At 52.6% G+C, this 21,232-nt stretch carries 19 protein-coding genes; 14 read left to right on the top strand and 5 right to left on the bottom strand.

The window, feature by feature from the left end:
- The first annotated feature begins 13 nt into the window (after window positions 1-13).
- From DHf2319_RS07490 to pdeM, 3 genes are read left to right on the top strand one after another with little or no spacing between them, the layout of a single operon-like run.
- The gene (locus DHf2319_RS07490; RefSeq protein WP_243477545.1) at window positions 14-1,651 is read left to right on the top strand and encodes an ATP-dependent DNA ligase; all 1,638 of its coding nucleotides are present in this window, start codon (window positions 14-16) and stop codon (window positions 1,649-1,651) included.
- Window positions 1,648-4,092, top strand: a complete 2,445-nt coding sequence (locus tag DHf2319_RS07485; protein ID WP_243477544.1) for a ligase-associated DNA damage response DEXH box helicase — start codon at window positions 1,648-1,650, stop codon at window positions 4,090-4,092. The genes DHf2319_RS07490 and DHf2319_RS07485 overlap by 4 nt, the downstream gene beginning before the upstream one ends.
- Window positions 4,085-4,759, top strand: a complete 675-nt coding sequence (pdeM, locus tag DHf2319_RS07480) for a ligase-associated DNA damage response endonuclease PdeM (RefSeq protein WP_243477543.1) — start codon at window positions 4,085-4,087, stop codon at window positions 4,757-4,759. The genes DHf2319_RS07485 and pdeM overlap by 8 nt, the downstream gene beginning before the upstream one ends.
- Here pdeM and DHf2319_RS07475 read toward each other — a convergent pair.
- The gene (locus DHf2319_RS07475) at window positions 4,726-5,547 is read right to left on the bottom strand and encodes an NRDE family protein (protein WP_243477542.1); all 822 of its coding nucleotides are present in this window, start codon (window positions 5,545-5,547) and stop codon (window positions 4,726-4,728) included. The two genes, pdeM and DHf2319_RS07475, sit on opposite strands and share 34 nt — an antisense overlap.
- Window positions 5,548-5,556: 9 nt before the next feature.
- Entirely contained in the window at window positions 5,557-6,456 is a 900-nt protein-coding gene (locus tag DHf2319_RS07470) for a DMT family transporter (RefSeq protein WP_243477541.1), read from the bottom strand.
- Between the two features lie 233 nt (window positions 6,457-6,689).
- On the opposite strand from DHf2319_RS07470, the gene folC reads away from it, so the two are divergent.
- Genes folC through purF form a run of 4 tightly spaced genes read left to right on the top strand, consistent with a single transcriptional unit; the run spans window position 6,690 to window position 10,845 of the window.
- The gene (gene folC, locus DHf2319_RS07465) at window positions 6,690-7,913 is read left to right on the top strand and encodes a bifunctional tetrahydrofolate synthase/dihydrofolate synthase (RefSeq protein WP_243480051.1); all 1,224 of its coding nucleotides are present in this window, start codon (window positions 6,690-6,692) and stop codon (window positions 7,911-7,913) included.
- 58 nt (window positions 7,914-7,971) lie between these two features.
- Window positions 7,972-8,802, top strand: coding sequence for an SPOR domain-containing protein (locus DHf2319_RS07460; protein ID WP_243477540.1), 831 nt, complete (start codon window positions 7,972-7,974; stop codon window positions 8,800-8,802).
- The gene (locus DHf2319_RS07455; protein ID WP_243477539.1) at window positions 8,799-9,290 is read left to right on the top strand and encodes a CvpA family protein; all 492 of its coding nucleotides are present in this window, start codon (window positions 8,799-8,801) and stop codon (window positions 9,288-9,290) included. The genes DHf2319_RS07460 and DHf2319_RS07455 overlap by 4 nt, the downstream gene beginning before the upstream one ends.
- Before the next feature lie 43 nt (window positions 9,291-9,333).
- Entirely contained in the window at window positions 9,334-10,845 is a 1,512-nt protein-coding gene (gene purF, locus DHf2319_RS07450) for an amidophosphoribosyltransferase (protein ID WP_243477538.1), read from the top strand.
- Window positions 10,846-10,905: 60 nt separating this feature from the next.
- Here the strand turns inward: purF and DHf2319_RS07445 are convergent, their stop codons facing one another.
- From DHf2319_RS07445 to map, 3 genes are read right to left on the bottom strand one after another with little or no spacing between them, the layout of a single operon-like run.
- Window positions 10,906-11,412, bottom strand: a complete 507-nt coding sequence (locus DHf2319_RS07445) for a disulfide bond formation protein B (RefSeq protein ID WP_243477537.1) — start codon at window positions 11,410-11,412, stop codon at window positions 10,906-10,908.
- Complete coding sequence (locus DHf2319_RS07440; RefSeq protein ID WP_243477536.1) at window positions 11,402-13,993, bottom strand: [protein-PII] uridylyltransferase; 2,592 nt, start codon at window positions 13,991-13,993, stop codon at window positions 11,402-11,404. Before DHf2319_RS07440 ends, DHf2319_RS07445 begins: the two co-directional genes overlap by 11 nt.
- Before the next feature lie 7 nt (window positions 13,994-14,000).
- Window positions 14,001-14,801, bottom strand: coding sequence for a type I methionyl aminopeptidase (gene map, locus DHf2319_RS07435; protein WP_243477535.1), 801 nt, complete (start codon window positions 14,799-14,801; stop codon window positions 14,001-14,003).
- A gap of 241 nt (window positions 14,802-15,042) precedes the next feature.
- Here map and rpsB point away from each other — a divergent pair, with 241 nt between their 5' ends.
- The 7 genes from rpsB (at window position 15,043) to ispC (ending at window position 21,229) form a co-directional block, all read left to right on the top strand.
- Window positions 15,043-15,795, top strand: a complete 753-nt coding sequence (gene rpsB, locus DHf2319_RS07430) for a 30S ribosomal protein S2 (protein ID WP_243477534.1) — start codon at window positions 15,043-15,045, stop codon at window positions 15,793-15,795.
- A 189-nt stretch (window positions 15,796-15,984) separates the two neighbouring features.
- Window positions 15,985-16,863, top strand: a complete 879-nt coding sequence (gene tsf, locus DHf2319_RS07425; RefSeq protein ID WP_243477533.1) for a translation elongation factor Ts — start codon at window positions 15,985-15,987, stop codon at window positions 16,861-16,863.
- Window positions 16,864-17,057: 194 nt separating this feature from the next.
- The gene (gene pyrH, locus DHf2319_RS07420; RefSeq protein ID WP_243477532.1) at window positions 17,058-17,774 is read left to right on the top strand and encodes a UMP kinase; all 717 of its coding nucleotides are present in this window, start codon (window positions 17,058-17,060) and stop codon (window positions 17,772-17,774) included.
- 19 nt (window positions 17,775-17,793) lie between these two features.
- The gene (gene frr / locus DHf2319_RS07415) at window positions 17,794-18,354 is read left to right on the top strand and encodes a ribosome recycling factor (protein ID WP_243477531.1); all 561 of its coding nucleotides are present in this window, start codon (window positions 17,794-17,796) and stop codon (window positions 18,352-18,354) included.
- Window positions 18,355-18,399: 45 nt separating this feature from the next.
- Window positions 18,400-19,173, top strand: coding sequence for a polyprenyl diphosphate synthase (gene uppS, locus DHf2319_RS07410; RefSeq protein ID WP_243477530.1), 774 nt, complete (start codon window positions 18,400-18,402; stop codon window positions 19,171-19,173).
- A gap of 2 nt (window positions 19,174-19,175) precedes the next feature.
- Window positions 19,176-20,021, top strand: coding sequence for a phosphatidate cytidylyltransferase (locus DHf2319_RS07405; protein ID WP_243477529.1), 846 nt, complete (start codon window positions 19,176-19,178; stop codon window positions 20,019-20,021).
- Entirely contained in the window at window positions 20,018-21,229 is a 1,212-nt protein-coding gene (gene ispC, locus DHf2319_RS07400; RefSeq protein WP_243477528.1) for a 1-deoxy-D-xylulose-5-phosphate reductoisomerase, read from the top strand. Before DHf2319_RS07405 ends, ispC begins: the two co-directional genes overlap by 4 nt.
- Window positions 21,230-21,232 lie beyond the last annotated feature (3 nt).

Raw genomic sequence — 21,232 nt, 5'->3', positions numbered from 1 at the left:
AGGTTCTCGATTGATGAGACAGTTTGCTGAGCTCTATCAGGCGCTAGACCGTACGACCTCAAGTCGATCCAAGACAGATCTCATGGCGGCGTATTTTTCTGCGGCTAAACCCGCTGACGCAGCCTGGGCAGTCTACTTTCTGGCGGGTGGTAAATTAAAAAGGCTGATTCCTACCCAGGATTTGCGACATTACGCGCAAACCCAAACCCAGATGCCCGAGTGGTTGTTTGAGGCTAGCTATCAAAGTGTAGGGGATCTTGCGGAAACGATTACGCTCATCTTGCCGCCGATTCAATGCACACGCCATGAAAGCCTGCATGACTGGGTAGTGAATGTGCTGTTGCCGTTACGAAACGTTAAGCCAGAGGATCGTGTGAGTGCGCTTGCAGATGCGCTTGATGGCTGGGATAGTGATACTCGGTTTGTTTGCCTGAAGCTGTTAACCGGCGGCTTCAGGGTGGGGGTGTCTCGCCTGCTGGTCACCCGTGCATTAGCGCAAGCGACCGGTTTGCCAGTCACCCTGATGGCGCAAAGACTCGTAGGGTATCTAGCCGCCCAATCCCAGCCTGATGCAGATGCCTTTGCGGCTCTGACCAATACCAGCGCAGATGCAATCGTCTCGCCAGGGCAGCCTTATCCATTTTTTTTGGCGCAGTCAATTCAGGCAAACGCAGCCGGCTTACAAGCTGAACTCGGGGACGTGGATGATTGGCAAATCGAATACAAATATGATGGTATTCGTGGGCAACTGGTCAAGCGTGCCGGTCAAATTTGGCTTTGGTCACGCGGCGAAGAGCTTATTAGTGAACAATTCCCGGAATTAATCGAAGCGGCGCAGTTGCTGCCTGACGGCATTGTGCTTGATGGTGAGGTGCTTGTCTGGCAGAAAGATTCAGCTGTGCCAGCGCCGTTTGCTCAACTACAAAAGCGTCTCGGGCGCAAGCAAGTCACTGCCAGGGTGCTCGCGGATCATCCGGTAATTTTTATGGCATACGATCTGCTGGAAGTGCATGGTCAAGATTGCCGTCATCAATCGCTTGCCAGCCGACGCGCACAACTTCAAGAGCAATTGCTGCCAAATCTCAGTACGCAGCTTCGCTTGTCTGCACGCCTAGATGTCGATCATTGGGATGAGGCAGTAGCGTTACAGCAATCGGCTCGCGATTGTCGTACCGAAGGGCTGATGATCAAGGCGCGCGACTCACACTATGGGATTGGTCGTACACGCGCCTCGGGTCTTTGGTTTAAATACAAACTCGAGCCATTGTCTATTGATGCGGTTTTGATATACGCGCAGAAAGGCCATGGACGGCGCGCCAATCTTTATACCGATTACACCTTTGCAGTTTGGCATCGACCGCACGCTCATGCACCAGCGATCTTGGTGCCCGTGGCAAAAGCCTATTCCGGACTGACTGATGAGGAGTTTCGTCAGGTTGACGCGATCATTAAAAAATCTACGCTCGAATCGTTTGGGCCAGTTCGCCGCGTTGAGCCAAGGCTTGTATTTGAAATCGGATTTGAGGGAATTATGCCTAGCACTCGTCACAAGAGTGGCGTGGCATTGCGGTTTCCGAGGATGCTTCGTTGGCGCACAGACAAGCCTGTGCAAGAAGCTGACACGCTTGATCAATTAAAGGCTTTACTATGATCGAATCAGCTATTCATCGCTGGTTTGAGCGACAAGGCTGGCAGCCGTTTGCGTTCCAGGCCAGGGTCTGGCGAGCGATGCAAGAGGGCCGATGGGGTTTGTTGCATGCCAGTACCGGAAGCGGTAAAACGCTTGCCACTTGGCTCGGTGGCTTGTTGGCGTGTGAGCGACGAGATGAGCTAAAGGCAGGCAGTTTAAAAATTCTTTGGGTCACACCCATGAGAGCCCTGGCCGCTGATACCACTGCAACGTTGGCAGCAACGGCCAAGGAATTGATGCCAGACTGGCGGGTGGAAATGCGCACAGCTGACACCAGCGCCGCCGTTCGAGCTCGCCAAGGTAAGAACTTGCCTGAAGTGCTGGTCACCACGCCAGAGAGCTTGAGCCTGTTGCTTGCAAACACCGATGCCCAGGTTCGCTTGCGCAGTGTTCAAGTGGTCATCGTTGATGAATGGCATGAACTGCTCGCCAACAAACGCGGAGTGCAAGTGCAGCTGGCCATGGCGCGCCTTGCACACTGGCAGCCCAACCTGGTGTGCTGGGGGATGTCTGCAACGCTGGGTAATCTTGATGAGGCTTTAAAGACATTGACCTGGGCATCAGATCAGACGGGCTTGTTGATCTCAGATGAAACGCCTAAACAGATTGCCATCGATGTGGTGCTGCCGCCCAAAGTCGAGCGGTTTGCCTGGGCTGGTCACATGGGACTGTCTTTAATCGATGATGTAGCCAAGCGGCTCTGGCAAGCAAGCAGCACACTGGTGTTTGTCAACACCCGGGCACAGGCTGAACGATGGTATCAGGCCTTGCTTGAACACGATGTCAACTTAGCGGGTGTGTTGGGGTTGCATCACGGCTCGCTCGATCCAGCGGTCAGGCAATGGGTAGAGGCTGGGCTGAAGACGGGTAGCTTACGCGCTGTGGTTTGCACCTCTAGTCTGGATCTGGGGGTGGATTTTTTGCCGGTTGAGCAAGTCTTGCAAATTGGCTCAGCCAAAGGTGTGGCGCGTTTAATGCAACGTGCCGGCCGCGCCGGGCATGCGCCTGGCAGGATTGCCAAATTGGGCTTGGTGCCCACCCATAGTCTGGAAATTCTTGAGGCAGTTGCTGCACAGGATGCGGTCGCACAAAAAGCGATTGAAGCACGACACAGTCTGACAGCACCGATGGATGTGCTGGTGCAGCACTTGGTGACGATTGCCTTGGGTGGCGGCTTTACACCGCATGCACTCTATACCGAAGTACGCAAAGCCTATGCATATCGAAACCTTGACGCGTCGGCATGGCAATGGGCGCTTGATTTTGTGGCGGGCGGTGGTAAAGCGCTAGCGGCTTATCCTGATTATCGACGGGTTCAGCCCGATACCCAGGGTATCTGGCGTGTGGCTGATCGCCAATTGGGTAGACGCCATCGAATGAGTATCGGCACGATCGTTAGTGACGCCATGATGCAAGTTCGTTTCTGGCGCAAGGGCGGTGGTGGCTCACGGTTGGGACAAGTCGAAGAGAGCTTTATTGCCCGGTTGAAAGTAGGTGATACCTTCTATTTTGCTGGTCGTTTGGTCGAGCTTGTCCGAGTACGAGAAATGACTGCTTACGTCAAACGGGCAAGCGATAAGCGCGCTGTTGTGCCGCGCTGGCTTGGCGGTAATATGCCGTTGTCATCCGAGCTGGCCGATTCTATGCTTGCGCGTCTGGACGGCGCGCACAACGATTGCGAGCCTGCATGGTTGGCGATCAAGCCATTGCTGGCTATCCAAGAGCGCTGGTCGGCGCTACCGAGTAAAAATTATTTACTAGTTGAGCAGTGGCAATCACGCGAAGGTAGCCATTTATTTTTTTATCCGTTTGCCGGGCGTCACGTGCACCTGGGGTTGGCCACGCTCTTGGCCTGGCGGTTGTCACAACGAACCCCGCGAACATTTACCATGGCAGTCAATGATTACGGTTTTGAGTTGCTCTGTGTCCAGCCGCTTGATATCAACGAGGTCATGGACAGGCAACTGTTTGACAAGCAAACGTTAACTGCCGACATTTTGGCGAGCCTAAATGCGAGCGAGCTCTCGCAACGCCGTTTTCGGGAGATTGCGCGGGTGGCGGGCCTGGTGTTTCAGGGATATCCAGGCGCCAAAAAAACCGCGAAACAAATTCAGGCATCCTCTGGGTTGTTTTTTGAGGTGTTTCGTCAGCATGATCCTGAAAATCAACTGCTTCGACAAGCTTACGATGAGGTCTTAAGCCACGAACTTGAACATAATCGTCTTGCTCAAACATTGAATCAAATTCAAGCCATGCCATTAAATATCAAGGTGCTTGCCAGACCAGCGCCATTTGCATTTCCGCTAATTGTTGATCGATTGCGTGAGAGACTTAGCTCTGAACAACTGTCTGATCGTGTCGCACGTTTGGTTAGAGACCTGGAGAAAGCCGTTGATGCCTGAGCAAACTGACATTAAGTTTGGCGAGCTGTTTCTGTCACTACTACCCTCAGGCGCGGCTTTCAGTCATGATCATCGGACGCTTTTTGTTGCTGATGTGCACTTGGGCAAAGCAGCTAGCTACCGGCGCCTCGGGCAGCCAGTACCTCAGGGCACTACGACACAGACATTGCAGCAGTTATCAAACGATATCGACAACTGCAAGGTCAAGCATTTGGTCGTTCTCGGGGATCTCTTGCATGGTCCGCTGGTGCATAAATCAAGCTCAACGCTTGAAGCGATCGCACGCTGGCGCACAGACCATCTGGCCATGCAAATAACCCTGATTCGTGGCAATCACGATGACCGAGCTGGTGATCCGCCTGCTGCACTTGACATTGACGTCGTGGACGAGCCTTTTATATTTGCCTCGGTCGTCTGCCGTCATGAAATGGGGGCTTGCGCTACTGACTCAGGCTTTGTGATGTCAGGGCATATTCATCCCGTGGTTGTGCTACAGGGCAGGGCGCGTGAGCGATTAAGACTGGCATGTTTTGTGGTGGGCGAGAAACACTTAATATTGCCTGCTTATGGGGCTTTTACCGGTGGACATGCATACAATCCATCACCCAATGAATCACTGTATGTGATTGCTGATCAGGTTGTGATGAAATTACCTAGGTCAAGTTGAGTCGCTTGCCACCGGCCACCCGGCATGAGGTGCCAGCGTAGACGGTGTGTCCGCTGTCCTAGTGGGTCGTATGTGTCTTCCTGTACCCAGCAAGCCCCCGAAATATGCCGCAACACGACTGTCATGCAACGGGTGCCATAATCTGGGCTGACGATAAAAGGAGTAGAGAGCAAGCGCTCGCGTGGCAAACTCAAGCCCGTGTCGGGCAAGAGATGGTCATCGACCGGCGTCATGTCGAGCATGATGTTGCAAAGCAAGTCCACATCAAGTGCTGACCCTAAAGATAAGCATTCCGATAGCGCCTGTGCCGTGCGTGTCGTTTTAGGCCAAGGCGTATCCAAAAGTGCATTGGATAATCCATGAATTCCTTTACCGATAGGCTTTGCAAATGGTTGTTGATAGTTTGAGGCATGCCAGGCAGAGTGATCGGTATCAATGGCAATCAAATTAAAACCGTTATAGCTCAGGGCGTCTTTGGCAATGCTTTGAAGATAACGCTTTGCGCTGCAGCCACTGCGCAAAAAGCCCTCGGTCAACGCGCCTCGGGACGGCGCATGATGTTTTAAGTTCTTAGGGTCGCGTACATTGGTCAGCAACGCAAGACGAGCCTCGGTATCAATCCCTAACCACGTGCCACCCGCTTGTAGATCGCGCCCCGCCAAAATCTCTGGCATCTCAGGCCAAGGTTGCATCGGTTGCGTCGGGCGTGCATGAAACTCGTCGCGATTGGCTACCACGACCAATGGCCAGTCTGGATGTGCTTCGATGGCAAACGCTGCTAGACACATGAGGCTCACCTAGCGGGATTTGGGATGATTTACAACAGACACTCCAATAATGACGAGTGCCGCACCAAGTACAAATGCGATGTCTAGTGGATCGTCAAGCAGTAATACACCAAACGCGACACCGAAAAGTGGTGTTAGAAAAGTGAATGATGCAAGTCTTGATGCAAGATATCGAGACAATAACCAAAACCACACGAGCAAAGTGAAAAAGGCAATCACAATGCCTTGGGCTGCCAATGCGGTGATGAGCTCGGGTGTCCAGTTCACTGTCATCTGATCAGATAGCATGGCAGCCAGCAGTAAGATGACAAAAGCTGCGACAAGTTGATATAGCGTTGTCTGGGCTGCCGGAATTCGGTTTAAACCCGTGACCCGTATGACAACCGTAGTTGATCCCCACAGAAATCCAGCCATAAGCCCCAAGAAGTCTCCCCAGAGAATCTTGTTACTGATGGTTGGCTGAGCGAAACCACCCAAAAATGCAACAGCAATGCCGACAAAGCACAGCGATATGCCAAGCCATTGCTTTTTTGATAATCGTTCTTCGGGTATTAGAAAGTGCAGTCCGAGTGCCGTAAAAATTGGGGCTGTGTACAGAAATACTGCCATGTGTGAGGCAGTGGTGTAGCGTAGACCTTCGCCGATAAATAAAAACTCAAAGCCAAATAGCAATCCGGCAATGATGCCAGCACGCCAAGGTCCTTTGTGCATGGCAAATGAGATACCACGCCACGCCATAAAACCAGCTATCAATATCAAACCGATGCCTGAGCGCAGCGAGATTTGCAGGGTCGCCGCCATGTCATCGGCGACGAGCTTGATCACTGACTGTTGCCCGCCCCAGAGGATGCAAAGCAGTAACATCAAAGAAACCGCTCTGGCATCTAGGGGTTGGCGGATGTGACTCATGGTTGGCACAAAATTTAGGATGAGACCATTGTGGCACAGAGGATGCCTCGCACCAAGCTGGGTAAGAGCCGCTACACTTGGCACCTTGATTGTGACAACCTAGAGCTTGTTAGACACCCATGTCCAACTTCGATTCTGCTTCGCCGACGACGCCATTCAAATCAACTGGGGAGTTCGTCACCCTGCAACAATGGCTTCACTATCTTGAAGCGTTGCATCCGAAATCCATCGAAATGGGTCTGGAACGGATACGTCGCGTGGCGGACCGTCTGCCGATCCAGAGTAATGCGGTTAAGTTTGTGGTGGCTGGTACCAATGGCAAGGGCTCCACTTGTGCCATGCTCGAAGCGATTTTGTTGGCCTCAGGCTGGCGCGTGGGCATGTACACCTCGCCACACTTAATTGACTTCAATGAGCGTGCCCGCATCAATGGACAGACCGTTAGTGACGCAGATTTAATCGAGGCCTTCAAGTTGGTAGAAGCCGCTCGCGAGGGGGTGTCGCTCACTTATTTCGAGTTCACAACACTAGCGATCCTGTTGTTGTTTGCCAAACAGCCATTGGATGCCTGGGTCCTGGAGGTAGGTCTCGGTGGTCGGCTTGATGCTGTCAATATTGTGGATGCAGATTGCGCAATCGTCACCAGCATCGATCTGGATCACCAAGCGTGGTTAGGTGAAACCCGGGAAGCCATCGGGTGGGAAAAAGCTCACGTTTTTCGGGCAAATCGTCCAGCGATCTGCGCCGATCCGGCACCGGTGCAAACGTTGATCGACTACGCCACAGAAATTGGCGCTGACCTCTGGCTATTTGGACGCGATTTCAACTACTCTGGGGATCGTCAGCAGTGGGGGTTTGCTGGTCGTCACGCTAGACGCAATGCTTTGGCCTATCCGGCTTTGCGAGGCGCGAATCAGTTATTAAATGCTGCCGGTGCATTAGCGGCGCTTGAGAGCGTGCGCGATCGCATTCCCGTCACACAACAAGCCGTGCGCCAAGGGCTGATTCAAGCGGCATTACCCGGACGGTTCCAAATTCTGCCAGGTCAGCCAGTGGTGATTCTGGATGTGGCGCATAATCCACACGCGGCGGCTGTGCTCGAAAAAAATCTCGGCAACATGGGGTATCACCCCTACACCTATGCTGTGTTTGGCATCATGGCCGATAAGGACGTCGATTCGGTGATTGGCCATCTGGCAAAACGCATTGACCGCTGGTACTGCGTGGACCTGCCGGGGTCACGGGCCTTGCCAGGTCAAGAGCTCGCCAATAAAGTGCGCGAGGTAACAAGCACACATCGCACACCTGAGGATGGCTCTGTTGAGATTGAGGTCTACGGTAGCGCCTCGGAGGCGTTCGATATAGTGCGCCAGAAGGCCAACCCGGATGATAGAATCGTGGTGTTTGGGTCATTTTTGACGGTGGCTGGCGTGCTTGAACATTTAGGGCGTCGCTAGGTGCCGCGTCGTTTTGGCTTGGGAGTCAGCGATGCCCCTTCCTGCACAAGGTTAGGTCATGGGTCTGTTTAGCAGAAAAGAAGCCAAGTCCTCGCGCCGTACAGCGCATCGCCCCCGTCCATCTGTATCCAGCGAAGCACAGGCTGCCAGTTTGCGCGTTCGGGCGCGTAGACGGCTAGCCGGCGCAGTTGCATTGGTGCTCGCGGCCGTTATTGTCCTGCCAATGTTGCTCGATGGCGAACCCAGGCCGGTGCCTGCAGGCATTGAGATTGCGGTGCCTGAACGCAACGCTGCATTTAATCCCCAATTGAGCGCACCACCGACGACAGATCCCTCGGCCGAATCAAATGCTGGTGTTGCTGCAACGCCTGAGACCTCGGGTTTGCCCAAGGAGGCCGTAGGCAATGTTGGTGTTCCGAGTACCGATTTAACAGCCGGTGCGCCAGCAGCCGGCAAGCCTGCAGCCACGACGCAACCCAAGCCTGAATCCAAACCTGAGTCCAAGCCAGTGGCCGCTCAAGAGGCACAGTCATCGCCTGCGCCCAAAGCTGCCGCAGCGACTGCTGCCAGTGAGGTGGCCAAGCCTGATCAGACTGCTGAGGCTCTGGCAATTCTTGCCGGGCGGCAGCCGTCGGCGACGGCTAGCTCGGCCACTGGGTCGTTTGTGTTGCAAGTGGCATCTTATGGCAGTGATACGGAAGCCAAATCGCGTCTGGACAAGCTCAAAACCCAGGGCGTTAGTAACGCCTTTGTGGAGCCCGCCACCGTTAATGGCAAACAGACTTTCCGCTTGCGCGTGGGACCGTTTGACTCGCGCGCGGCTGCCCAGGCCGCACAAGCGAGGCTTCGTACCCTTGGTTACGATAACGGCTTTATCACGACAAAGTGACAGGATTTGACTTTGCACTCTTGGGGATTGTTGGGGCATCAACCCTGTTAGGTGTCATCAGGGGGCTAATCAAGGAACTCTTGTCACTGGTTGCATTCGGTCTGGCTTTCTTGGCTGCAATTTGGTGGGGGCCTGGCCTTGCGGGGATGAGACTGCTGAACTGGGTCAGCCACGATTATTTGAGATTGGGTATTTCCTATGCCGCGTTGTTTGTGCTGACATTATTGGCTGTCGGTCTGGTCAACATGGCCATGGCCGCGATGATCAAATCCACGGGTCTATCGCCTGCCGATCGTGGCCTTGGCGCAATGTTCGGTCTAATTCGTGGGGCTTTGCTGATCTTGGTTTTAGTTGTTATTGCCGGTTATACACCGCTGCCGCAAGAATCGTGGTTCGAGCAAGCAATGTTTTCTGATCAGGTGGTTGGGGTAATTCAGCAACTGAAGGCGCGCTTGCCAGCGCCATTAGATCAATGGCTACCGTATTAAACGTCAAACAGTAATAGCAATCGTCGATCTCCTGGAAAAAATCATGTGCGGAATTGTTGGAGTAGTAGGGCGTGGGCCGGTCAATCAGCTGATATACGACAGTCTGCTGTTGTTGCAACACCGCGGTCAAGATGCCGCCGGCATTGCAACATCAGAAGGCAATCACTTCAATATGTTCAAAGGCCATGGGCTGGTGCGTGATGTTTTTCGCACGCGCAGTATGCGATCATTGCCAGGATTTAGCGGCATTGGGCAGGTTCGTTATCCGACGGCTGGCTCCAGCGACAGCGCTGAGGAAGCTCAGCCGTTTTATGTCAACGCGCCTTTTGGTATTACCTTTGCACACAACGGCAATCTAACCAACTGGAACGAACTGCGTGAGTCGCTGTTCCGTATCGATCAACGCCATATCAATACCAATTCCGATTCGGAAGTATTGCTCAACGTTTTAGCCCATGAACTACAGCGCGCCGCTAATGGTATTTCGTTAGACGAGGCGGCGATCTTTCGAGCCGTCACCGGCTTGCACTCCCGGGTAAAGGGGGCATATGCAGTGGTGGCCCAGATTTCTGGCTATGGGCTGTTGGCATTTCGTGACCCCCATGGCATTCGGCCGCTTTGCCTTGGCCGATTTGAGTCAAGCGCTGGTCCGGAGTGGATGGTAGCCTCTGAGTCAGTCGCACTTGAAGGATCCGGGTTTGCGTTTGTTCGCGATATTGAACCAGGCGAGGCTGTCTTTATCTCGCTTGATGGTCAGGTGCACCAACAACATTGCAGCCCGCCAGCACAACATGCCCCCTGTATTTTTGAGTACGTTTACTTCGCCAGACCTGATTCGGTGATTGAAGGCGTATCGGTTTATAACGCTCGACTAAAAATGGGGGAATATCTTGCTGATAAGCTCGCGCGCACCATGCCGCTTGGCGAAATTGATGTGGTGATGCCAATACCGGACTCATCGCGCCCAGCTGCCATGCAGCTTGCCTCACGGCTAAACCTAGAATACCGCGAAGGGCTTATTAAAAATCGGTATGTCGGCCGCACGTTCATTATGCCCGGACAAGCGGTGCGCAAAAAGTCAGTCCGACAAAAGCTCAACACCATAGGCTTGGAATTCAAGGGCAAGAATGTATTGCTCGTCGATGACTCAATTGTTCGTGGCACGACAAGCCGCGAGATCGTTGAGATGGCGAGAGCAGCTGGTGCCAACAAGGTCTTCATGGCCTCAGCTGCGCCGCCTGTACGCTATCAGAACGTGTATGGCATCGATATGCCAACACAGGATGAATTGATAGCCAATGGGCGCGATGAGCAAGAGATTGCCAAATTAATCGGGGCTGATGCGCTGATTTATCAGGACATCGAGGACATGCAAAAGTCAGTAATGGATCTGAATCCAAAGCTGACTAATTTTGATTGTTCTTGTTTCACGGGTGAGTACGTCACTGGCGACATTACACCGGACTACCTCAAATGGCTTGCTCGTCCCCGACAGGAAGAGGGTGAGGGTGGCGGATTGCAGTTCAACCTGGGGTTCGCAGCCAACGACAACTAGGATACAGCCTGGGTACTGGGCCATAAACCCCAGGCGCAGCATAAAACGGATCTAGGAAAGTTAGGATGAAAACTTGGAAGCGCGTTTAGAGGCGCGCAAAGCAAGCAGACTCGCAACAGCAAATATTCCATACAACAGTAGGCTCCAGACGGCGAACTCTAGCCCCAAAATACTGACAGCAGCATCCATGCAGGTAGCATAAATCCCGAAAAGCCAGGGCATTGACGCATCAAGTCCAGAACCCACGATGAGTCGATCCGCGATCGTTTGATCACAACTAAAGGACTGGGCGGCTACCGTCCATTGGTGCCATGCTGCCGCCATGCCTATCAAGGACATCAGCAGCACTAATACAAGAGCAAAACGTTTAATGACGCGAGCGCCGATCAGCGCGCCGAGCATAGCGACTACGCCAATCAAAACGAAGATCAGACGCTGCAAAATACACCAGGCGCATGGCAACATGCCTAAAAGGTGTTGGCTCAGCAGAGCAGCGCCCACTGCTGCAAATGACAGCAAAGCAATGGCACTAAGGGTTTTTTGTAAATAATTTGAACTAGGCAGCATTGGCCAACTCAACACTTAAGGTTTCGAAAATAGCACGCTGAAATTGACGTTGCTGGCGCGGTTGTGTCAAAACCTCGCCACTAATCACAAAAACGTCTTCAACGCGCTCACCTAGCGTCATCACCTTCGCCATTTGTAGTGATACGTTGAATTCAGTGAAGGTATGCGCCAAGTCAGCCAGTAAACCCGGTCTGTCAGTTGCAACGACAGCCAACCGCCAGTGTTGACTCCCTTCGTCCGGTTGCAGCTCAACGACTGGAGCAAACGGGAACGCACGTGATAATCGAGAGGCTCGCTTGGTCGAGGCGTTAACTGACTTGGCAGATATCAAGCCATCATCACCCAGGGTGTTTGCTAACTCATGTTCAATCAGATCCGCAAGCGATCGCAAATCATGCTGCGCGTTGATAGGGAGCACAACAAAACTGTCTAGTGCATAGCCATGTCGAGTGGTGTGAATCCGGGCATCTTGAACGTCAAGACCTTTACGCCCGAGGTAGTCGCAAATGCGAGCGAATAGGTCCTTTTGATCGTGTGTGTACACCATGATCTGTAAACCACTGCCACCAATAACGGGTCGTGCTTTAACCACTGCCGAGTCTGGGCTGACCTGATAGTAGAGATGGCGGGTGTGCCACGCAATATCAGGGGCGTCATGCCGCAGAAAATAGGCAACATCCAGTTTGTTCCAGAAGGCTTCCCGACTTTCATCACGCAAGCCAACCAGACGAGTCAAACGGGTGGCCTCCTGCAGTCGTTGTTGCAGTACTGTGTTGGCGGACTCAGCATTGCCACCGAGCACACTTTGGGCTAAATGGAATAAGTCCTCTAGCAGTTTACCTTTCCAGGCATTCCACACTTTGGGGCTGGTGCCTCGAATATCAGCCACGGTTAACAAATAAAGTGCTGTTAGCCGCCTTGTGGTGCCAACTGCCTTGGCAAATGACTGGATGACATCCGGATTGGATAGATCCTGTTTTTGGGCGACTTGCGACATCAGCAAGTGCTGGCGCACCAGAAAGACGACCAACTCGGTATCGTCTTTTGATAGGCCGTGATCACGGGCAAAGCGCCGCACCTCTACGGCACCTAGTTCGGAGTGGTCGCCGCCACGTCCTTTGGCAATGTCGTGAAATAGAGCCGCTACGTATAGCAACCAATGCCGCTCCAGGCTAGCCATCAATCGCGAGGCCAATGGATATTCCTGAGCGTGTTCTGGCATGGTGAAACGCCGCAAATTGCGAATCACCTGCAGCGTGTGTTGATCCACGGTATACACATGAAATAGGTCGTGCTGCATTTGACCGACGACACGCCGAAACACGGGCAAATAGCGGGGCAATATATTGAGCATGGTCATGCGGCGCAAAGCATGAACGATGCCTTGTGGCTGCTGCAAAATTGCCAAAAAAGTTTCTTTATTGCACGGTTTGCGACGAAACTCTGCGTCAATCAAGCGACGAGCGTGCCAAAGTGCTCGCATGGTACGGGCCGTCATGGCGGTCAACTCGGGATGCTGTTGCATTACCAGAAACGCACGCAGCATTTGATCTGGATGACGCTCAAACAATTCTGGTTCGTGGATATCGAGCCGTCCGTTTAAATCAAAAAAACACTCGTCAATTTGTCGCGCAGCAGTATCAGGCACATCGAAAAGGCTCTCTTCAATGCTTTGTACCAAGACGGTGTTTAGCTGAGTCACTAATCTTGCGGCCCAGTAATAACGTTGCATCAAGATTTCACTGGCACGCCTCGTATCGGTTGCCTGTAAGCCATAGACGTTAGCAAGCGCGTGCTGCATATCAAAGACGAGCCGATCCTCACGTCTGCCAGCTAGCAAATGAAGTTCAATTCGCAAACGTTTGAAAGCCGATTCGGCCCGACGTAAGTCATTAGCTTCCTGATTGGTCAGCAAACCACTTTTTGCGATCTGAGTCCAGCTGGTGCCGAACCCAGCGGCCTTGGCCATCCATCGGATGACTTGCAGATCGCGCAGACCGCCGGGCGATTCCTTGCAGTTGGGCTCAAGCGCATAGGGAGTTTCTTGGTAACGGACATGGCGCTGCCGCATTTCGGCTAGCTTGGCACGATAAAAGGCTTTGGGATCGAGGTGATCTAGCATCGCCTTGTTAAACGCGTTTACCAAGTTTCTTCTGCCGGTGATAAACCGTGTTTCAAGCAAACAAGTCTGGACCGTAATGTCAGACTCGGCCTCTTTGATGCAATCATCGATTGTCCTGACACTGTAGCCTGGCTCAATACCTAAATCCCACAGCGCCGCTACCAACTCGCTTAAACGAGCCTCGTCAGCGGCACTCGGCGGCTTGTCTAGCAAAATCAGCAAGTCAACGTCAGAGTATGGATAGAGCTCACCGCGACCATATCCCCCCACGGCAGCGAGTGCAGCTTGCTTTGGCAGCGGATAATTGCGCAGCAATTGTCTGAGCGCTTCATCAGTGGCCCGGCGCAACTCATGCACAAACCTTTCGGCGTTGGGCTTACGCCTGAATTCGGCAATCGCAAAATCGCGCTTTTGCTTAAGCGTTTGCCTGATTTTTTGCAGTTCCGCCGAGGTGTTCATTGTTTGGTTAGTTCAACGCTAGCGCTGGGCGTTCGGGCATGCCTTCAGATACGGTGAGAACCTCAAACCCTTGTTCGGTCACTAAAACAGTGTGTTCCCATTGGGCAGACAGGCTGTGGTCACGTGTGACAACCGTCCATCCGTCAGCAAGCTGCCGGATCTCGCGTTTGCCAGCGTTGATCATCGGTTCGATGGTAAAAATCATCCCCGGTTCCAATTTGACACCGGTTTTGGGTCGACCATAATGTAAGACTTGAGGATCTTGATGAAACTGCTGTCCAATACCGTGGCCGCAGAACTCACGTACAACTGAATAACCCTGAGCCTCAGCGTATGACTGTATTGCGTGGCCGACATCGCCTAGGGTGTTGCCCGGCTTGACCTGCTCAATGCCTAGCCACATACATTCGTAGGTTGTCTGAGTCAGTCGCTTAGCCGCAATAGAGGGTTCGCCCACGTAATACATACGGGATGTGTCGCCAAACCAGCCATCTTTGATGATGGTCACATCAATGTTGACAATATCGCCATTTTTTAAGATCTTCTCCCCCGGTATTCCATGGCAAACTTGATGGTTCACTGAGGTACATATCGCGCCAGGAAAGGGGGGATATCCGGTGGGTGCGTAGCCAATCGTTGCAGACTTGACCTTTAAAACATTGGTAATAAAGTCAATGGTTAATTGATCAAGCTCTCCCGTGCTTACACCCGCCTTAACAAATGGGGTCAGATAATCGAGGACCTTGGCGGCATCCTGGCAGGCTGCCCGCATTTTGTTCAGATCAGTCGGATCGGTTACCAGTCGCATGGATCGTCTATCGCCTTTGTCAATTCATAAAAAAACATAGTAGAATTATAGGCTTTCCTACAAAGTAGTCACTCAAAAACCCCCGTTTTTAAGTGTGTTGGCTGTTTGCCGACGGGTGCTTTGCAGGAAATCGGGTAGAACAAGTTCGCTTGGACTGCCAAATCGCGTGATGCGACGCCAGGGTGCCGTCTAAAAACAATCGGTGCTGTCGTATTACTGGAAAAAACCCTAGGAGAATCTCATGTCACTTATGCGTGAAATGCTAGAAGCGGGTGTGCACTTCGGTCACCAAACCCGTTTTTGGAACCCCAAAATGGCCCCTTACATTTTTGGCCATCGTAACAAAATCCACATCATTAACCTCGAGCATACGGTTGCCAAGTACGCTGACGCTGCCAAGTTCGTTCGCTCTGTTGCTGCCAAAAATGGCACAGTCCTATTTGTGGGTACCAAGCGCGCCGCCCGCGACATTATTGCCGAGCAAGCAAGCCGTGCCGGTATGCCATACGTCAATAATCGCTGGCTCGGTGGCATGTTGACCAACTTCAAAACGGTCAAGAGCTCAATCAAGCGTTTGAAAGACATGGAAGTGATGGCTGCAGACGGTGGTCTTGAGCGCATGTCCAAGAAAGAAGCGCTGATGTTCGAGCGTGAAATGGAAAAGCTTGATAAATCGATTGGCGGCATCAAGGATATGGCTGGCTTGCCGGACGCGATCTTCTTGATAGACGTCGGTTACCACAAAATCGCAGTGGCAGAGGCGCACACCTTGGGTATTCCCGTTGTGGCCGTCGTTGATACTAACCACTCCCCGGATGGGATTGACTATGTCATTCCGGGCAATGATGACTCTGGCAAAGCTGTTGCCCTTTATGCAACTGGCATGGCCAATGCGGTGCTCGAAGGCAAGGAGCAGGCAGTCAATGGTCTCGTTCAGGAGCTAGCGGCAGACGAAGAGTTTGTTGAGCTCGAAGACGATACGGCAGAGCAGTAATGCCTTTGGCCCCTTGTAGTGTTGCTGTGGGGGGCTCGCGGGAAATATGGTGATGGCGGATTTATGAGTTCGCCCTCATCGTTGACCTGACTTTCTAAAACCAAAGTAGCGCCAGACTGATTGTCTGGTTGTGTTTAGGGATCCTCGATACCATCTGGATCGCAAATCATTGAAGTAGACGGAGCGAACATGGCTGAAATTACCGCCGCAATGGTCAAGACATTGCGTGAGAAGACCGATGCACCCATGATGGAGTGCAAAAAAGCCCTGACTGAAGCTAATGGTGATATGGACAAGGCTGAAGAGGTGCTGCGTGTCAAGCTCGGCAGTAAGGCGAGCAAAGCAGCAGCACGTGTGACTGCAGAGGGATTGATCGGCATCTGTATCTCTGCGGACAGCAAGACAGGCGCCATTGTAGAAGTCAACTGTGAAACTGACTTTGTTGCCAAGAACGATGACTTTATCGGCTTTGTGCAACAAATTGCCGACATGGTGGCCACCAAGTCACCGGCGGATGTGGCCGCGCTGTCGGAATTGCCCATGGGAGAGGGTACTGTTGAATCCACCCGAACTGCATTGGTTGGCAAAATCGGTGAAAACATGACCATACGCCGCTTCAAACGCTTTCAAACCGATGGTGCACTTGCTAGCTATGTGCACGGCGGCAAGATTGGCGTATTGGTAGATTTCACCGGCGCAGAAGAGGTTGGTAAAGACGTCGCCATGCACGTGGCTGCGACCAAGCCAAAGGCAATTGATGAGAGCGGTGTACCCGAGTCAGACAAAGAAACCGAGCGCTCGGTTGCTCGCCAGAAAGCGGCCGAATCCGGTAAGCCACCCGAGATTGTTGAAAAAATGGTTGAAGGCGCTGTTCAAAAGTATCTGAAAGAGGTCGCTTTGCTATCGCAACCATTTGTAAAAAATGACAAGCAGACGGTTGGTCAGATGCTCAAGGAGAAAGGCGCATCGGTCAAGCAATTTGAGCTGTTTGTGGTCGGCGAAGGTATTGAGAAGAAGGTCTCTGATTTTGCGGCAGAAGTTGCCGCCGCGGCGGCTGGCACTGCCTAATCGTTCAATCAGATAGCAACCGGACAGAACGGCCTTCAGTAGGCTGTTTGTCCGGTTTTTTTGCGACTAAGCGTTGCCGATGGTTAGATGCCATACCGTCTATCAGCAGATTTGCCAATTGCCATGGTTAAAGCGCGAATCGGCTAAACTTGCTCCATCTCTGGTTTGTTGTCTTTGTCTTCGCTGAGGTCCTCATGTCTGCCCAACGTCATCAACGCGTTTTGCTTAAATTGTCTGGTGAGGCCCTGATGGGCGAAGACGCCTACGGCATCAATCGAGGCACCATACTGAGAATGACCGAAGAAGTCAGTGACGTAGCCAACCTCGGGGTGCAGCTTGCGGTTGTTATTGGTGGTGGCAATATCTTTCGCGGTGTAGCGCCGGGTGCTCAGGGCATGGACCGCGCCACCGCTGACTACATGGGCATGATGGCGACGGTGATGAATGCCTTGGCCTTGCAAGATGCGCTCAAGCACCGTGGGGTCGATGCCAGAGTGCAGTCGGCCTTGAACATAGAGCAGGTAGTTGAGCCCTACATAAGACCCAAGGCTTTGCGCTATCTCGAAGAGGGCAAGGTAGTCATATTTGCGGCTGGTACAGGCAACCCCTTCTTCACCACTGATACAGCAGCAGCTTTACGCGGCGCTGAAGTTGGTGCTGAAATCGTGCTGAAGGCCACCAAAGTCGATGGGATATACAGCGCAGACCCGAACAAAGATCCTTCAGCACAGCGTTACAGCAGGATCAGTTTTGATGAGGTCATTGCTCGCCGCCTTGAAGTGATGGACGCGACGGCATTTGCACTGTGTCGCGATCAGAAATTACCAATTCGTGTGTTCTCTATCAACAAAGCTGGCGCGCTTGCACGGGCAGTCAATGGCGAGGATGAGGGCACCTTGGTGCATGTCTAAGTTTTTTGGAGTTCGAGTTATGAGCATTCAAGATATTCGGTCTAGTACAGAGACCAAAATGAACAAATCGCTTGAAACGTTGCAATCAACGTTGTCTAAGATTCGCACAGGAAGAGCGCATACGGGCTTGCTTGACCACATCGAGGTTGAATACTACGGTGCCATGACGCCCTTATCGCAAGTTGCCAATGTCAATTTGCTCGACGCGCGCACATTAGCCGTACAGGTTTGGGAAAAAAGCATGGCTCAAGTTGTAGAAAAAGCCATTCGTGACTCCGATCTGGGATTGAATCCGCAGGCCATGGGTGAGTCGATACGTGTGCCGATGCCGGCATTGACAGAGGAGCGCCGACGTGAACTCACCAAAGTAGTTCGAGCAGAGGGCGAGGATGCCAAAGTTGCTATCCGCAACCTGCGTCGTGACGCAAATGATGGCTTGAAAAAACTAGTCAAAGACAAAGAAATTTCTGAAGATGACGAGCGTCGTGCTCAGGACGTGATCCAGAAGTTGACTGATCAGTTTGTATCTGAAATCGATAAGTTGATTACGCAAAAAGAAGCTGAGGTGATGAAGGTTTAAGGACTGAACCTCACAGTACAGTGCCGTGGCTCTTAGGATAATCATTTGAAAATCATTAGCTCGACTAAACGGATACCCGAGGTATCCGATATCCCTGAGCATGTGGCTATCATTATGGATGGCAATGGCCGTTGGGCGACTAAGCGGCATCTCCCGCGATCAGCCGGCCATGCCCGGGGAGTGCAGTCTGTTCGCAATGCACTTGAGTATTTTGGCGCTCTGGGCACCCGGTATCTGACGTTATTTGCATTTAGCTCTGAGAACTGGCGCCGCCCCTCTGAAGAAGTCAACCTGTTAATGGGTTTGTTCGTTCAAGCGCTTGAGCGCGAAGTGGACGAGCTTTCTAGTAAAGGCGTACGACTGCGGGTCATTGGTGATGTCAGTCGATTCGAGCCAAAGCTACAAAGGATGATTCAACAGGCTCAAGATACTACGGCGCATAACGAAGCCTTTCACTTAACCATTGCAGCCAACTACGGTGGGCGTTGGGACATTTTGCAAGCAACACAAAAAATGTTGTCGCTGGACCCCGCGCTCATCGACAATCCATCGCTCATTGATGAGGATAGTCTCGCTCGGCATCTGAGCATGGCCTGGGCGCCAGAACCCGACCTTTTTATTCGGACTGGTGGCGAGCAGCGGATCTCGAATTTTTTGATCTGGCAATTGGCCTATACCGAACTTTATTTCACGGATAAATACTGGCCGGAATTCGGTGCCGGCGACATGGACGCTGCGGTTCAGTGGTACCGGCATCGCGAGCGGCGGTTCGGCCGTACGAGCGCGCAGATTCACGCTGTTGCAGAGAAAGTCAATTAGCCATGCTTTTGAAACGTGTTGTGACCGCGGTGGTGTTGCTTGGGATTCTGGCCGTTGATCTGTCCCTGGAAAATCCATGGCCGTTGCTCGTATTCTTTAGCCTGGTGGTTGGTGTGACGGCATATGAATGGCTTCGGTTGACGGCTCCCCAGTCCACTTGGCTTGCCGTCATTCTCGGTGTGGTGCTAACTGTAGTTACGGGCGTGCAGGCCTACCAATGGCTCGCAGGCGATGGCGATCAACTGGACATCTTGCATGCGACTGTGGTTGTCAGTGTACTGGTTTGGCTTACCGCAATCCCCTGGAAGCTGCTGACGGCTCAGATTAACAACAACCCGCAATCGATCGCATGGAGTTTGTTTGCACCTGTATGCCTATTTGCCACCTGGGGTGTATTGGCACTGCTGTGGATCAATTCGGGGGCATGGAGTCTGTTGTCGCTGCTACTGCTGATTTGGATAGCTGACATCCTGGCATATTTCGGTGGTAAGCAATTCGGTAAGCAAAAGCTGGCTCCTCACATTAGCCCTGGCAAGACCCGTGAGGGTGCATTGTTCGGTCTGGCAGGGGTGGTTCTATGGATGCTCGTGACCGCATCCATAGACAACAGTTACGCTTCTTGGTTACTGCAGTTATGGGGTTGGGTAGGGTTGATTGCTGCATCCGTGCTGCTTGGTGTGCTTGCGGTGATGGGGGACTTGTTTGAGTCCTTTCTGAAGCGTCAGGCCAACGTGAAGGATTCGAGCCGTTTGCTTCCCGGTCATGGTGGTGTCTATGATCGTGTGGATGCCGTGGTTGCCGTTGTTCCAGTGGCTTATTTCTTGGTTTCGGATTTTTGGTATTCATGAGCGCGCAATCCGTCACTATTCTGGGCGCGACTGGATCGATTGGGCAAAGCACCATCGATGTCATCAAGCGCCATCCCGACCGCTTCACGGTTCATGCCTTGAGCGCGAATAGGCGCATGGCGGAATTAGCTCAAATCGCCTGCGATACACGTGCTAGCTGTGTGGTTGTGCCAGACGATGCAGCGGCGACCCAATTCAAAAAGGCATGGAGCAATGTTGCCCCGATGCCAGACGTGCGTGTCGGTCCGCAGGCGTTGGCGCAGACCGCCGCGGAAAACCAAACCGATATTGTCATGGCTGCCATCGTGGGGATTGCGGGTCTTGCCTCCATCTTTGCCGCGGCCAAAGCTGGCAAGAAGATTCTTTTGGCAAATAAAGAGTCTCTGGTAGCCGCAGGTAGCCTTTTGATGACAACCGTGGCTGAGCACGGGGCGACCTTGTTGCCCATCGACAGCGAACACAATGCCATATTTCAGTGTTTGCCGTCGTGTAGTGAAACTAACAACTTGGTTAGCAGAGCCGGCGTTCAAAAGTTGATATTGACGGCCTCTGGTGGGCCGTTTAGAACGCTCGATCTCGAAAGTCTGGCTAGCGTCACACCTGAACAAGCCTGCGCCCATCCCAATTGGGAAATGGGTCGCAAAATTTCAGTTGATTCAGCCACCATGCTAAACAAAGGGCTTGAGGTTATCGAGGCCCATTGGTTGTTCAACGTGAGTGCCGATCAGATCGATGTTCTCATTCATCCTCAGAGTATCGTCCATTCGATGGTGCAGTACACCGATGGTTCGGTCTTGGCTCAACTTGGAAACCCGGATATGCGCACACCAATCGCACATGCGCTGGGCTTTCCGACGCGTATCGACGCCGGCGTCGATATGCTGGATCTAACCCGGCAGGGTCGGCTCGAGTTTGAGGCTGTGCAACCGCAACGCTATCCTTGCCTTGAACTGGCCTTTGATGCGCTCAGAGCCGGGCAGGGGGCATGTATCGCGCTAAATGCCAGCAATGAGGTTGCAGTCGAGGCATTTTTACAGGGCAAAATCGGTTATCTTGACATTGCCCGTATTGTTAGCCAAACACTTGATTGGCAAGCCAGATCGCATCAGGACGATATCGCTTGCCTCGATGATGTCCTTGCCAATGATGCGGCTGCCCGAACCTTCGCCACGCATTGCAGTCAAACTATTGGCACAATCACTTCCTGAGTC

Origin of the sequence: Orrella daihaiensis, assembly GCF_022811525.1 — a bacterium.
Lineage (GTDB): Bacteria > Pseudomonadota > Gammaproteobacteria > Burkholderiales > Burkholderiaceae_B > Algicoccus > Algicoccus daihaiensis.
The sequence above is the reverse complement of the archived record's forward strand: the minus strand, read 5'-3'. Positions and strand labels throughout refer to the sequence as shown.

Coding starts and splice junctions, on each gene's coding strand:
- DHf2319_RS07490 (WP_243477545.1), top strand. CDS start 14: ATGAGACAGTTTGCTGAGCTCTATCAGGCGCTAGACCGTACGACCTCA.
- DHf2319_RS07485 (WP_243477544.1), top strand. CDS start 1,648: ATGATCGAATCAGCTATTCATCGCTGGTTTGAGCGACAAGGCTGGCAG.
- pdeM (WP_243477543.1), top strand. CDS start 4,085: ATGCCTGAGCAAACTGACATTAAGTTTGGCGAGCTGTTTCTGTCACTA.
- DHf2319_RS07475 (WP_243477542.1), bottom strand. CDS start 5,547: ATGTGTCTAGCAGCGTTTGCCATCGAAGCACATCCAGACTGGCCATTG.
- DHf2319_RS07470 (WP_243477541.1), bottom strand. CDS start 6,456: ATGAGTCACATCCGCCAACCCCTAGATGCCAGAGCGGTTTCTTTGATG.
- folC (WP_243480051.1), top strand. CDS start 6,690: ATGGGTCTGGAACGGATACGTCGCGTGGCGGACCGTCTGCCGATCCAG.
- DHf2319_RS07460 (WP_243477540.1), top strand. CDS start 7,972: ATGGGTCTGTTTAGCAGAAAAGAAGCCAAGTCCTCGCGCCGTACAGCG.
- purF (WP_243477538.1), top strand. CDS start 9,334: ATGTGCGGAATTGTTGGAGTAGTAGGGCGTGGGCCGGTCAATCAGCTG.
- DHf2319_RS07445 (WP_243477537.1), bottom strand. CDS start 11,412: ATGCTGCCTAGTTCAAATTATTTACAAAAAACCCTTAGTGCCATTGCT.
- DHf2319_RS07440 (WP_243477536.1), bottom strand. CDS start 13,993: ATGAACACCTCGGCGGAACTGCAAAAAATCAGGCAAACGCTTAAGCAA.
- map (WP_243477535.1), bottom strand. CDS start 14,801: ATGCGACTGGTAACCGATCCGACTGATCTGAACAAAATGCGGGCAGCC.
- rpsB (WP_243477534.1), top strand. CDS start 15,043: ATGTCACTTATGCGTGAAATGCTAGAAGCGGGTGTGCACTTCGGTCAC.
- tsf (WP_243477533.1), top strand. CDS start 15,985: ATGGCTGAAATTACCGCCGCAATGGTCAAGACATTGCGTGAGAAGACC.
- pyrH (WP_243477532.1), top strand. CDS start 17,058: ATGTCTGCCCAACGTCATCAACGCGTTTTGCTTAAATTGTCTGGTGAG.
- frr (WP_243477531.1), top strand. CDS start 17,794: ATGAGCATTCAAGATATTCGGTCTAGTACAGAGACCAAAATGAACAAA.
- DHf2319_RS07405 (WP_243477529.1), top strand. CDS start 19,176: ATGCTTTTGAAACGTGTTGTGACCGCGGTGGTGTTGCTTGGGATTCTG.
- ispC (WP_243477528.1), top strand. CDS start 20,018: ATGAGCGCGCAATCCGTCACTATTCTGGGCGCGACTGGATCGATTGGG.